The sequence below is a fragment of the Prauserella endophytica genome (assembly GCF_005146945.1).
GTDB classification, from domain to species: domain Bacteria; phylum Actinomycetota; class Actinomycetes; order Mycobacteriales; family Pseudonocardiaceae; genus Prauserella_A; species Prauserella_A endophytica.
In genome coordinates this window covers 164373-177276 of record NZ_SWMS01000006.1, presented here as the reverse complement: position 1 = coordinate 177276, position 12904 = coordinate 164373, and the positions used below count along the sequence as shown (strand labels likewise).

12 protein-coding genes are annotated in these 12904 nt (G+C 71.6%); 3 read left to right on the top strand and 9 right to left on the bottom strand.

The window, feature by feature from the left end; genetic code table 11:
• Positions 1-39: 39 nt before the first annotated feature.
• The 5 genes from FCN18_RS13700 to FCN18_RS13680 are packed head-to-tail and all read right to left on the bottom strand — an operon-like array spanning position 40 to position 4016.
• A complete protein-coding gene (locus FCN18_RS13700) occupies positions 40-1272 on the bottom strand; it encodes a styrene monooxygenase/indole monooxygenase family protein (protein ID WP_112268892.1) in 1233 nt (410 codons plus the stop codon).
• Positions 1265-1912, bottom strand: a complete 648-nt coding sequence (locus FCN18_RS13695) for a GTP-binding protein (protein ID WP_112268889.1) — start codon at positions 1910-1912, stop codon at positions 1265-1267. The genes FCN18_RS13700 and FCN18_RS13695 overlap by 8 nt, the downstream gene beginning before the upstream one ends.
• Positions 1887-2228, bottom strand: coding sequence for a DUF742 domain-containing protein (locus FCN18_RS13690; protein WP_112269582.1), 342 nt, complete (start codon positions 2226-2228; stop codon positions 1887-1889). The genes FCN18_RS13695 and FCN18_RS13690 overlap by 26 nt, the downstream gene beginning before the upstream one ends.
• Before the next feature lie 58 nt (positions 2229-2286).
• Positions 2287-2730, bottom strand: coding sequence for a roadblock/LC7 domain-containing protein (locus FCN18_RS13685; protein WP_168213907.1), 444 nt, complete (start codon positions 2728-2730; stop codon positions 2287-2289).
• On the bottom strand, positions 2727-4016 hold the full coding sequence (locus FCN18_RS13680) for a sensor histidine kinase (RefSeq protein WP_112268887.1): 1290 nt from the start codon (positions 4014-4016) through the stop codon (positions 2727-2729). The genes FCN18_RS13685 and FCN18_RS13680 overlap by 4 nt, the downstream gene beginning before the upstream one ends.
• Positions 4017-4351: 335 nt before the next feature.
• Between FCN18_RS13680 and FCN18_RS13675 the strand changes: the two genes are divergently transcribed.
• Positions 4352-4870 (top strand): ATP-binding protein, encoded by a 519-nt coding sequence (locus FCN18_RS13675; RefSeq protein ID WP_137095281.1) that lies wholly within the window; start codon positions 4352-4354, stop codon positions 4868-4870.
• Entirely contained in the window at positions 4867-5598 is a 732-nt protein-coding gene (gene bluB, locus FCN18_RS13670) for a 5,6-dimethylbenzimidazole synthase (protein WP_206077887.1), read from the top strand. The genes FCN18_RS13675 and bluB overlap by 4 nt, the downstream gene beginning before the upstream one ends.
• On the opposite strand, the gene FCN18_RS13665 is transcribed toward bluB, so the two are convergent.
• Together FCN18_RS13665 and FCN18_RS13660 are read right to left on the bottom strand one after the other, a co-directional pair.
• Positions 5496-6872 carry a pyridoxal phosphate-dependent decarboxylase family protein gene (locus FCN18_RS13665; RefSeq protein ID WP_137095279.1) on the bottom strand — a complete coding sequence of 459 codons (1377 nt, stop codon included), beginning with the start codon at positions 6870-6872 and terminating at the stop codon, positions 5496-5498. The two genes, bluB and FCN18_RS13665, sit on opposite strands and share 103 nt — an antisense overlap.
• Positions 6778-7716 carry an EamA family transporter gene (locus FCN18_RS13660; RefSeq protein ID WP_228713934.1) on the bottom strand — a complete coding sequence of 313 codons (939 nt, stop codon included), beginning with the start codon at positions 7714-7716 and terminating at the stop codon, positions 6778-6780. The genes FCN18_RS13665 and FCN18_RS13660 overlap by 95 nt, the downstream gene beginning before the upstream one ends.
• A gap of 70 nt (positions 7717-7786) precedes the next feature.
• Between FCN18_RS13660 and FCN18_RS13655 the strand changes: the two genes are divergently transcribed.
• Positions 7787-8653, top strand: a complete 867-nt coding sequence (locus FCN18_RS13655) for a LysR family transcriptional regulator (RefSeq protein WP_112268879.1) — start codon at positions 7787-7789, stop codon at positions 8651-8653.
• Positions 8654-8758: 105 nt separating this feature from the next.
• Here the strand turns inward: FCN18_RS13655 and FCN18_RS13650 are convergent, their stop codons facing one another.
• Both FCN18_RS13650 and FCN18_RS13645 read right to left on the bottom strand, forming a co-directional pair.
• The gene (locus tag FCN18_RS13650; protein ID WP_137095276.1) at positions 8759-11647 is read right to left on the bottom strand and encodes an FAD-binding and (Fe-S)-binding domain-containing protein; all 2889 of its coding nucleotides are present in this window, start codon (positions 11645-11647) and stop codon (positions 8759-8761) included.
• Positions 11644-12819 (bottom strand): pyridoxal-phosphate-dependent aminotransferase family protein, encoded by a 1176-nt coding sequence (locus FCN18_RS13645; RefSeq protein WP_112268875.1) that lies wholly within the window; start codon positions 12817-12819, stop codon positions 11644-11646. Before FCN18_RS13645 ends, FCN18_RS13650 begins: the two co-directional genes overlap by 4 nt.
• Between the last annotated feature and the right edge of the window lie 85 nt (positions 12820-12904).

Here is a 12904-nt window from a genome sequence, read left to right as displayed (position 1 = left end):
CTCCCAGTGTTCTGTTGTCCCGTCGCCCGTCCCCGTCCCTCAGCCCGAGACGCTCGCCAGGTACGCGGCGGCCTTCTCCGGGTCGAGGAACCAGTGCTGGAAGTCGGACGGATCCGTGAAGCCGTTCGCGAACCGCTTTGCCACGGCGGGGATCTGGCCAGCGGCTCCGATGATCTCCAGTACGTGCGGGGGCGGCGGCTGCAGCATCGCGTTCGTCCACTGTGTCACGTGCTGGGCGTAGTCCCAGTAGCGGTCGAACGTGCCCTGCATCCACTCACGGTCGAACGGCTTGTCGCCCCGCTCCAGGATCCGCTCGAGGTACACCGCCGCGCACTTGGCGGCGTTGTTGGAGCCCTGGCCGGTGATCGGGTCGTTGGCCACCACCACGTCGGCTATGCCGAGCACGGCGTTGCCCGACGGCAGCTCGCCGACCGGGTGCCGCACCACCGGGGTGTACCCGCCGGCGAGCGTCGCCTTCGGATCGGTGAGCTCCGCGTTCGCGCAGCGCTCGTACTCCCACGGCAGGTACTTCTGGACGAGACCGAGGAACCGCTCGAAGTGCTCCTGGGGCCCGGGCCGGTCCTGCCAGCAGTCCAGCGGACCGCCGGGGATGCCCTCGAAGAACAGGATCTCGCAGTTCCCGCTCAACGTGTAGCCGGGGATGACGAACAGCTCCCCGACCCCGGGGATGATGTTGAACCGCACCGCGGAGAAGTCCGGGTGTTCCGGCCTCGGCGTCATGCCGTGCACGTAGGCGACCGACAGCGCGCGCTGCGGCGTCGTGTACGGCGAGCGCGACGGGTCGCGGTCGAAGAGCTCCACGAGCTCGCCCTTGCCCGCCGCGACCACGACGAGGTCGTACATCCCGGCGAGCTTGTCCAGGTCGGCCGTGGTGACCCCGTGGATCACGAGCTTGCCGCCACGCTGCTCGAACAGCTCCAGCCAGCCGGCCATCTTCACGCGCTGGTCCACCGACTGCGCGTAGTCGTCCAGCCGCCCGACCCAGTCCAGCACCCGGCTCGAGTCGGGGCCCGCGATGGACACGCCGAGCCCCTCGACCTTGACGGTCTGCTCCTCCCACAGGTTCAGGCCGTACTTGCGCTCGTGCTCGAGCGACTCGTGGAACATGCACTGCGTGGACATGACCCGGCCCTTGCGGATCTCGTCCGGCGTGCGCGCCGACATCACCGTGACGTCGTAATCGTGCTCCCGCAGGCTCAGCGCGAGTTGCAGGCCGGACTGACCCGCGCCGACCACGAGGACCTTAGGCATGTGCTCTTACCCTTCCCGGTTCCGTCAGTTCCGCCAGCGACAACGTATACGTGACCAGCGCACGCAACGCCTCCGCGGTGGACGCCGGATCGCGAGCGTCACAGGTGATCAGCGGGACCGACGGGTCGAGGGCGAGGGCGTCCCTGACCTCGTCCAGGTCGTGCTCGATGGTGCCGTCGAAGCGGTTGACCGCGACGATGAACGGCAGGTCCGAGTCGTTCTCGAAGTAGTTGATGGCCGCGAACGACTGGTCGATCCGCCGGGTGTCCACCAGCACGATCGCGCCGAGCGCGCCGCGCGAGAGGTCGTCCCACAGAAACCAGAACCGAGCCTGCCCCGGCGTGCCGAACAGGTACAGCAGCAGGTCCGAGTGCAGCGTGATGCGGCCGAAGTCCATCGCCACCGTGGTGGTCGACTTCGTGCCGTCGGGCGGCAGGTCGTCGACGCCGGTGCCTGCCTCGGTCATCCAGGCCTCGGTGTTGAGCGGCGGAACCTCGGAGACCGAGCCGACGAACGTCGTCTTGCCGACCCCGAAACCACCGGCGATCACGATCTTCGCGGAAACCGTGAGCAGCCCGGCGTCGGCGTCGGTGTCCGAGGCCACGGCCGCCGCCTCAGACCGGTAGCCGCTTGAGTCCATCGAGGATCCTCTCGAGTACGTTCCGGTCGTGCTGGTAGGCGTGTGCCGTCGGGTGGATGTAGATCGCACCCTGCGCCGCGAGGTCGCTCACGAGGACCCGCACGACACCGAGCGGGATCGTGAGCAGGACCGACAGCTCGGCGATGGACACACGCGTGCGCGCACGCTCGTACAGCATGCGTGACTCCGGCATCAGCGAGTCACTCAGGCTCGGGTCGTAGTGCGGCACCGAGATCAGCGTCTCGACCAGCAGGTCGTACCGGGCCTTCGTTCTACCCCCGGTCAGCGCGTAAGGGCGGATCCGCTTGCTGCGCATCTTCTTGTGGTGCGCGGATCCGTTCTCTGTGGACACAGTGATCACTTCCTCGCCCGGGTCACGCCTGCGCCCGCCGGGCGGTCAGCACGCGTCGCAGATCGGCACGGATCTCGGGGGTCAGCGCGTGGCCGGCGTTCCGCACGAACTGTGTCATCTCGTACGCGACGACCTTCATGTCGCAGTCGGGGCCGGTGAGCACGGCGAGGCCGGCTCCGGAACCGATGCCCATGAACAGGAAGTAGCCGTGGGTGAGCCGGATGATGATCTGCTCACACGTGCCCTTGTCGAACAGCGTCGCGCTGTTGCGGGCGAGGCTCAGCAGGCCGCTCGCGATCGCGGCGAGCTGCTCCGCGTCCTCGTTGCTCACCGCCTCCGAGGCCGTCAACGGGAAGCCGTCGGCCGACATGATCAACGCGTGCGTGACACCGTGGACCTTGCGGACGAAGTCGTTGATCAGCCACGAGAAGTTCTGGCCCTGGGAGCTGTCGATGTCGGCTGTCACTGCTTTCCTTCAGAACTCGGGTCGGCTTCGTCACTGCTGCGCTGCTCGTCCCGGGCCGCCTGCTCCCCGTCGGAGAACGCGCCGAGGTCGGCGAGCAGCTGGTCGTGACCGGCCTCGATCGACTCGGCGTCGTCGGCCGGCGATGCGGCCGGCGTGACGTCCTTCTCCCCCGAGGGGTTCTTGAGGCTGCGCGACACGCGCCGGGGCAGCCCGCTGGCGGTGGTGCCGCCGACGACCGGCGACGACGGCACGTGCCGGGGCCGCGGCGACGGCGTGTCGTTGCGGTGCGCCCCGCGCCGGGGAAGCTCGCCGGAGATCGCGCCGGGCTCCTCGGTGAGCACGGCCGACGGCACCGGCTCTGGCTGGTCCTGCGGCGTGGAGTGGTTTCGGCCACCCTGCGCGAAGATCACGGTCTGGGTGCCCGACCACGTCGCCTCGGGCAGCTCCGACACGAGGCTCGCGGGCAGCAGCACGGTCGCGGTGGTGCCGTGGGGGACGCGGCGGTCGAGCGTCACGCGCATGTCGTGCCTGCCCGCGAGCCTGCGCACCACGGCGAGTCCCATGTGCCGCACGGCGTCGTCGTCGAGCACCGGCGCGTGCGAGAGCCGGTCGTTGAGCTCGCGCAACCGCTCCGGGGGGAGGCCGATGCCCTCGTCCTCGATGCGGACGAGCACGCTGCCCTGTTCCGTCAGGTGCGCGCTGACCCGCACCGGCGAGTTCGGCGGCGACTGGTTCGCGGCGTTGTCGAGCAGCTCCGCCAGGAGCCTGCTGAGGTCCTCGGCCGCGAAGCCGACCACGCCGAGGGAGACGATGCGCCCGATGGTGATCCGGGAGTACTGGTCGATCGACGACATCGCCGCGCGCACCGTGTCGACCAACGACGACGTCTCCGAGGACGTCTCGCTCGCGTCCCGGCCGGCCAGCACACGCAGGTTCTCCGCGTTGCGCCGCAACCGCGTCGCGAGGTGGTCGAGCCGGTACAGCTGGCTCAGGCGGTCGTGGTTGTCCTCCTTGGTCTCCATCTCCTCCAGCTGGGAGAGCAGGGAGTCCACGAGGTTGAGGTCACGCAGCGCGATGCTCGCGCAGATGTCGACCAGTGCTGTCTCGGGTGCGCCGTCCCGGATGTCGGGCTGATCGTGCTGTGGCGCCGCCGGAGCGGCCTCCAGCGCCGGTCTTTCCGAGAGGTACCGCGGTGGATCGAGAAACTGTGCCGCCGCCACCCGGGAACGGTCGAGCAGCACACGTGAGCGATCCAGGAATTCTCGCGCTCTCGCCCGCCTCGCCATGCATCCACTACTTTCTCGTCGCGTACGGGCCCTGTGGATTGGCCACCCCCGATGGCCAACGGACGCTATGCAAGCAGACACCGCGGTGCTTGTCCACAACCGGTCCCCGTTTCGTCGCTGGCAGTGAAACCCCGCTCCGCCGCTGGCCTCGGGCGATGCGCGCGGCCGTCACGGTCGGTACCGAAAGCCCCCGTTCCTCACCCGGATGTCGTAGTCGCGTTATGTGACCGGGCAACACCACCCTGCGTCGACAACCGGGTTCGGGCCTTGGCAAGATACGGGCCTCCGGGAGCAGCTTGCAGCTCGAGTGGCACGCGACCGTGGAAGGATCCTGAGTGAACTCCCAGACCACGCAGGTGGACGATCTCCGGCTCGTCGCACTGCCCAGCGCCCTCAACTGCAGCGACCTCTTCGTTCGCTTCTCGCTCACCGAGTGGTCGCTGCCCGCCATGCGCGACGACGTCACGAGAGCGGCACGCAGACTCGTGCAGGCCGTCATCGACACCACCGACCCGCGCGCGCCTGGCTTCGTGACGCTGCGGCTGCGGCTGGCGGGCGACTGCCTGGTCATCGAGGTGGAGGACGACCAGCTCGCGCGCAGGCACGACCGCGCGCCCACGGTGGACGGCAGGCAGACGGGCGCGGTGCCCATCGACGGCAGGGGGAAGCTCGTGTGGTGCGAGATCCCGTTGCCGGGCGGGATGTCGGCCTCGGGCGTGCGACTGCCGAGGCGGGACGAGCGACGCTCGCCGCTCGCGGGCGCCGACCTGCCGCCCGAACCGCCGCGGCCGGGCGGTCCCGATCCCGCACTGGTCGACCGCGTGCTGGTCGGCCTCAAGCGCAACGACTGGTGAGCCGGCTCCCGCCCGGCGAGGCGTTCTACGACGTGCTGCACCGGCGCCGCGACGTCCGCGCCGAGTTCACCGGCGAGCCGGTGGACGACGCGGTGCTGCACCGGATCCTCGGCGCCGCGCACGCGGCGCCGAGCGTGGGCATGAGCCAGCCGTGGGACTTCGTGCTCGTGCGCGATCTCGCGACGCGGCAACGGTTCCGCGACCACGTGCTGGCCGAGCGGGCGGTGTTCGCGGACGAGCTGACCGGTGAGCGCGCGGAGACGTTCTCGCGCATCAAGGTCGAGGGCATTCTCGAGTCGACGCTGTCGGTGGTCGTCGCCTACGACCCGGAACGCGGCTCCCCCGCCGTGCTCGGCAGGCACGCGATCGCCGACGCGGGGCTGTACTCGGTGTGCCTGGCGATCCAGAACCTGTGGCTCGCGGCGACCGCCGAGGGCCTCGGCGTCGGCTGGGTGAGCTTCTACCGCGAGCCGTTCCTGCGCGACCTCCTCGGCATGCCGGACCGGGTGCGGCCCGTCGCGTGGCTGTGCCTTGGCCCGGTGACGCGGCTGGCCGAGGTCCCCGACCTCGAACGGCACGGCTGGCGCGACCGCCTTCCGCTGGAGGCGGTGGTGCACGCCGAGCGCTACCCCGAGGAGGCCGACGCCGCCACCCGCAGGATCGCCTCGGCCGAGCGGTCGACGTCGGCCTCGGTGGTCGACCAGTTCGACACGGACACGCGCAGGTAGCGCCTGCCACGCCAGGTGGTGCCGCCCAGCCAGCACGTGCCCTCGCGCTGCACGCCGTCCACCACGCGGTCGGTGCGCGCGTCGTCGTCGAAGCGCACGAGCACCTGGTTCAGCACCACGTCGTTGCCGATCTCCGCGCCGCCCTCGGCGAGCGCGGCGGCGAACCGCCTCGCGAGCAGGCAGCACCGGTCCACGAGCTCCGCGACGCCGTCGCGGCCCAGCTCCCGCAGCGCCGCCCACACCGCGAAACCGCGGGCCCTGCGCGACGACTCCAGCGTGTAGTCGGCGGGGCCCATGGTGCCGCCCTCGGTGACGAGGTAGGGCGCGGTGTAGGACACGGCGGCGGTGTGCACGTCCGGCCTCGCGCAGAAGGCGAACCCCGAGTCGTAGGGGACGTTGAGCCACTTGTGCCCGTCGGTCGCCCACGAGTCCGCCAGCTCGATGCCGTCGACGAGCGCGGCCGTTCGCGGGCTCGCGGCGGCCCAGAGCCCGAACGCACCGTCCACATGGGACCAGCCACTGTGGTCACGCACGAGCGAGCACGCCGTGCGCAGCTCGTCGCACGCTCCCGTGTTGACGTTGCCCGCCTGCAGGCACACGATCGCGGGCCCGCCGCGTGCCAGCACCTCCGCGAGCGCACTTGTGTCGATCGCGCCGTCGCGGCCGGCGGGCACCTCCTCGACGGCGGCGGTGCCGAACCCGAGCAGCCGCAGCGACCGGTCGATCGTCGCGTGCCGCTCGGCGCTCGCCACGACGCGGACCGGTGGCGCGCCCGCGAGCCCGTCGCGCTCGACGTCCCAGCCCGCCTCGGCGCAGAGGTGGTGCCGCGCGGCGGCCAGGCCGACCGTGTTCGCCGACTGCCCGCCGATCACGAAGCCGACCGACGCCGAGGCGGGCAGGCCCAGCAGGGCCTTGAGCCACTCCCCCGCGCACTGTTCGGCCGCCGCGGCGGCGGGCGAGGCGACCGTCAGGCCCGCGCACTGGTCCCAGCCCACGGCGAGGATGTCGGCCGCCGTCGCCGAGGGCAGGGAACCGCCGGTGACGAAGCCGAAGAACCTCGGCCCCGTCGTGGCCACGAGCCCGCCCTCGGCGGCGCGGCGCAGCTCCTCGAGCACCTGTCCCGGCGGGCAGGGCTGCGACGGCAGCTCGCCGCCGAACGCCTCCCGGATCGCGGCGGGGTCAACCGGTCCCGCGACCGGCCGGCCGGACAACGTCTCCCGGTAGCGGATCGCCGTCGCCGCCGCCTCCCCGAGCAACTCCCACGTCTGCTCCATGTCGCTGGACTCTACGCATGCTCACGGCTCCGGCGCTCGCTCCGACGACGAGCGCGATGCCGACGAGCTGGGCCGGCGCGAGGCCCTGGTCCAGCACGAGGAACCCGGCGAGCGCCGCGATCGCCGGCCCGAGGCTCATCAGCACCGCGAACGTCGCCGCGGCGAGCCTGCGCAGGGCCAGCAGCTCCAGCGTGTACGGCAGCATCGAGGACAGCAGCGCCACCACGGCGCCGAGGCCGAGAGTGACCGGGTCGAGCAACGCGGGGCCCGCGCTCACCAGGCCGGACGGCAGGCTCACCACCGCCCCGATGCCGAGGGCCAACGCCAGCCCGTCGGCCCGCGCGAACCGCCTGCCCACCCGCGCGCTGAGGACTATGTAGCACGCCCACAGCACCCCGGCGGCGAGCGCGAACGCGACCCCGGCGCCGTCGAGGTCGGTGAGCCCGCCCCGGCCGAGCAGCCCCACGCCGGCGAGCGCGAGGGCCGCCCACACGACGCTGAGCATGCGCCGCGACGCCGCGACCGAAAGCACCAGCGGGCCGAGCACTTCCAGCGTCACCGTCGCACCGAGCGGGATGCGCTCGATCGCTTGGTAGAACAGGGTGTTCAGGCCGGCGAGCGTGAGCCCGAACGCGGCGACGAGCGCCCAGTCCCGGCGTGAGTGGCCGCGCAGCCGCGGGCGGCAGACGGCCAGCAGCAGCACCGCGGCGAAGCAGAGCCGCAGAGTCACGACGCCGAACGCGCCGGCGCGGGGGAACAGCAGGGCGGCGAGCGCGGAGCCGAACTGCAGCGACAGCGCGCCGCCGAGCACGAGCGCCACGGAGGTGGTGGAGGACCGGGTCACGCCATCCGAAGCTAGGCACCGCGAGGACGGCTGTGAAATGCCGATCCAGCTCGGGTTATGCTCGGCACGCATGACTGTCGAGCTGCGGCACTTCCGGTGCTTCCTCGCGATCGCCGAGGAGCGCAACCTGACGCGCGCGGCCGCCGTTCTCCATCTGACCCAGCCCGCGGTGTCGCGCACGCTGCGCCAGCTGGAACAGCGGCTGGGTGTGCGGCTCGTCGACCGCTCCACCCACCACCTGACGCTCACCGCGCAGGGCGAGGCGTTCCGCGAGCGCGCGGCCGCGGTGGTGGCCGCCGCCGACGCGGCGCTCGATCCCGCCTCGCTCACCCGCCCGCCGCTGCGACTCGGGCACGCCTGGTCGGCACTGGGCGCGGCGACGGCGACGCTGCTCCGCCGCTGGGAACGGGAACACCCCGGCACGCCGCTGGAGCTGCTGCGCGTCGACGACCGCACGGCGGGTCTGCTCAGTGGGCGGGTCGACGCCGCGCTGCTGCGCGGGCCGGTGGCCGCGGAGGGAGTCGTCACCCACTTCCTCGGCACCGAACCGAGGGTCGCCGCGGTGCCCACGGGCAGCCCGCTCGCCGCGCGGAAGTCGCTGACGCTCGCCGACCTCGCGGACGAGCCGATCGCGCTGAACTCCGTTTCCGGCGTGACGTCGCTGGAACTGTGGCCGCGGCAGATCCGCCCCGGCCGCGTGGTGACCGTGGCCAACACCGACGACTGGCTGGCCGCGGTCGCGGCGGGCAGGGCGGCCGGCGTGACCTCGGCGGCCACCGCCGGGGTGCACAAATATCCCGGTGTGGCGTTCGTGCCCGTCACCGACGCCGTGCCGATCCCGCTCGTGCTGGCGTGGCGACGCGGTGACGCGCACCCCGCGACGCCCGCGCTGGCCCGGCTGGCGCGCGAGATCGTCCGGGAGCAGCTGGACGAGTAAGGGACCCCGAACCTATGCAGTGAAGGCCACCATGCCTGCGTTGAACGCAGGCATGGTGGCCTTCACTGCATTCGGCCCGATCCGCGAACGGCACCGTTGGGGAGGTCAGGCTGCGGGCCGCGCGCGCGCCGCGGCCATCACCAGTTCCAGCGGGTGCCGGGCCTGCCGGGTGGTGCCGTGGGCGATCTGCTGGCGGCACGACACCCCGGTCGCCGCGATCACGGTCTCCGCCGGCTCCGCCCGCACGGCGGGGAACAGCCGGTCGGAGCCGACGCTCATCGACACGTCGTAGTGCTCGGCCTCGAACCCGAACGAACCGGCCATGCCGCAGCAGCCCGCGTCCAGCTCCACCACCTCGGCGCCCGGGATGCGCTGGAGCAGCCCCACGGTCGCCGCGGTGCCGACCTCCGCCTTCTGGTGGCAGTGGCCGTGGAAGAGCACGCGCCTGCCCGAGGGCCACGCGCCGGGGTCGAGCTCGAGGCGTCCGTCGTCGATCGCCTCGGCGAGCACCTCCTCGATCTGCCGCACCCGCCCGGCGACCTCCCGGGCGGCGGGGTCGCCCGGCAGCATCGACAACGTCTCGTCCCGCAGCGTCAGCACGCACGACGGCTCGCAGCCCACGATCGGCGCGTCGGTCTCGGCGAGCTGCCCGACGAGCGCCGCCGCCTTGCGCTTGGCGTCGTCGACGAGCCCCTTGGACAGGCTCGACCGGCCACAGCATCCGCGCGTGACCATCCGCACGGCGTACCCGGCCCGTTCGAGCAGCTCCACCGCCGCACGGCCGATCGCGGGCTCGGTGTAGGTGGTGAACGAGTCGGCGAGGAACACGATCTCCCCGTGTGGCGCGGGTTTCCCCGTGCCGCCCCGCTTGCGGAACCACGCGCCGAGGTGACTGCGCTCGAAGTGCGGCAGCGGGCGGTTCGCGGTGATCCCGAGGTAACGCTCCAGGAGCCTGCGCACCGGGCGCAGGCGACCCGGCAGGTTCGACAGCGGTGCCGTGGCCGCGCCGAGCCGGTTCAGCGCCCGGATCGAGCCGAAGACCCGCGAGCGCATCGGCACACCGTGCACGTCGTGGTGGTGCGCCAGTGTCTCGCTCTTGAGCTTGGCCATGTCGACGCCGAGCGGGCACTCGCTCTTGCAGGCCTTGCACATCAGGCACAGGTCGAGCACCTCGTGCAGCCGCTCGTCACCGAGCGCCGCCTTCGGGTCCGGTTCGGACAGTGCCTTCACGAGGGCGTTCGCCCGGCCGCGCGTCGAGTCCTCCTCCTTGAGCGTGGCCATGTAGGACGGGCACATCGCGCCGCTCTCCTGCTTGCGGCACAACCCGATGTTCATGCACCGGTCGGCCGCGGCGCGCATGCCGCCCACCACCTCGAACGACAGCTTCGTGCGCAGCGGTCCCGGCTCGGGCAGCGCGGGGTCGCGCAGGTTGTCGGTCATCGACGGCGCGTCGACGATCTTGCCGGGGTTGAGCGTGCCCCTCGGGTCGAACAGCCGCTTCACCTGGCGCATCGCCTCGTACAGCTCGTCGCCGAAGATCTCACGGTTGAACTCGCTGCGCGCGAGGCCGTCGCCGTGCTCACTGGAGTTCACGCCGCCGTACGCGGTCACGAGGTCCTTGACCTCCTCGGCCACCGCGCGCATCTTCTCCACCCCGCCGGGCTCGGTGAGGTCGACGAACGGGCGGATGTGCAGGCAGCCGACGGAACAGTGCCCGTAGAACCCGGCCTCCATCTCGTGCCGGTCGAGGATCTCCTTGAACTTGGTGGTGTACTCCGGCAGGTGCTTCGGGTCCACGGCGGTGTCCTCGACGAACGCCAGCGGCCTGCGAGCCCCGACACTCGCGGCCATGAGCAGGCCCAGGCTGGACTTGCGGACCTTGAGCAGCGAAGCCTGCTGCTGCGGGGTCACGGCCTCCAGCGTGTGGTAGCCGTGCCCGTGCTTGCGCCACGCCGCGGTCAGCCGCCGCAGCCTGCCCACGAGCTCGTCGAGGTCGTCGCCGGTGAAGCTCACGAAGAGGAGCGCGTCGGGATCGCCCTCCAGGATCGAGCCGAGCGAGGCGTACTCGATCTTCTGGCGGGACAGGTCGAGGATCGTGCGGTCCATCAGCTCGACCGCGGAGGGGTCGCAGGCGAGCGCGTCCTCGGTGGCCGCGATCGCCGCGGGCGTCGAGACGAAGTGCCCCACCGCGATCACCGTGTGCTTCGGCTTGGGCACGAGGTCGACGAGCGCACTGGTCCCCACCACGAGCGTGCCCTCGGCGCCCACCACGAATTTCGCGAGGTCGAACGGCGTCGGGTCGGCGAGCCGGTCGAGCCGGTAGCCGGTGGCCCGCCTCCAGAACTCGGGGAAACCACTGGCGATCGCGTCGCGGTTCTCCTCGACGATCTTCGGCAGCTCGCGGTAGAGCGCGCCCTCGAGCGTCGGTGCCGCGGCCCTGCGCGCCAGCTCCGCCTCGTCCACCGGCCCAAAGTGCGCCGTGGTGGCGTCGGAGAGGACGACGTCGAGCTCGCGAACGTGGTCGATCGTCATGCCGTAGCGCACCGAGCCGCTGCCGGCGGAGTTGTTGCCGATCATGCCGCCGAGCGTCGCGCGGTTGCTGGTGGAGGTGTCGGGTCCGAACATCAGCCCGTGCTGCGCCGCCGCGCGGTTGAGCTGGTCCTGCACCACACCCAGCTCCACGCGGGCGGTGCGCGCCTCCGGATCCAGTTCCAGGATGCGGTTGCAGTGCCGGGAAAGGTCGAGCACGATGCCGGGCCCGACGGTCTGGCCCGCGAGACTCGTGCCCGCGCCCCGGGGCACCACCGGGACATCGTGGTCGCGCGCGGCGGCCACCGCGGCGGCGACGTCGTCGGCGCCACGGGGGAACACCACGCCCAGCGGGCGGATGGAGTACATGCTCGCGTCGCGCGAGAAGAGGTGCCGAGTGTAGTCGTCGAAGGCCACCTCGCCCGCGAGGTCCGCGGCGAGGCGCCGTTCCAGCTCGCTCGTCATGCGCCCGCCTTCCCGGTCAGTACCCGCAGGGCCGCCGCGACACCGCCCTGGTCGATCGGCACGCCCGCCAGTTCGAGGCCCATCTGCACGCCGGAAAGCGTTCCGGCCAGCGCGACGTCGTTGAAGTGCCCGAGGTGCCCGATGCGGAAGACGGTGCCCTTGAGCTTGCCGAGGCCCGCGCCCAGCGACATGTTGAACGAGTCGAGGATCAGCTCGCGGATCTTGTCGGCGTCGTGGCCGTCCGGCACCACCACGGCCGTCAGCGCGGCGGAGTGCTCGCGCTCGTCGAGGCACAGCACCTCCAGTCCCCACGCGCGCACCGCCGCGCGGGTCGCCTCGGCGTGCCGCAGATGGCGGGCGTACACGTTGGACAGCCCCTCCTCGTCGAGCAGGCGCAGCGCCTCGCGCAGGCCGTAGAGCAGGTTCGTCGCCGGAGTGCTGTGGAAGAAGCCGCGCCGGTTGGCCTCCAGTATCGCCTTCCAGTCCCAATAGGACCGTCGCAGGCCAGCGGTCTCGCTCACCCGCAGCGCCTTCTCGCTGACGGCGTTGAAGCCCAGTCCCGGCGGGAGCATCAGGCCCTTCTGCGAGCACGAGATCGTGACGTCGACTCCCCACTCGTCGTGCCGGTAGTCGATGGAGCCCAGCGAGGAGATGGTGTCCACCAGCAGCAGAGCGGGATGCCCCGCGTCGTCGAGCGCGCGCCGGATCTCGGCGATCCGGCTGGTCACGCCGGTCGAGGTCTCGTTGTGCACCACGCAGACGGCCTTGATCCGGTGCTCACGGTCGGCGGCGAGCCGATCGGCCGCGGCCTCGGGGTCGGCGCCGTGCCGCCAGTCGCCGGGGACGAATTCCACCTCGAGGCCCAGGTTCTCGGCCATCTCCCGCCACAGCGTGGCGAAGTGGCCGGTCTCGAACGCGAGCACGCGGTCGCCAGGGCTGAGGGTGTTCACGAGCGCGGCCTCCCACGCTCCGGTGCCCGACGACGGGTAGATGACGACCGGTCCCGTGGTCCCGAAAACGGGCTTCACCGCCTCGAGCAGATCGAGCGTCAGGCTTGCGAACTCGGGGCCGCGGTGGTCGATCGTGGGCGCGGACATCGCGCGCAGCACCTGCTCGGGAACGTTGGTGGGGCCGGGAATTTGCAGGAAGTGCCGGCCGATCGGCTGTGCCATCGGATTCTCCATCGGTCTATTCAGGACTCTTGACGGTCAAAAGTGTCGCGCGCCATACTTCCTCGGTGCGAGACCACGCTTTCGC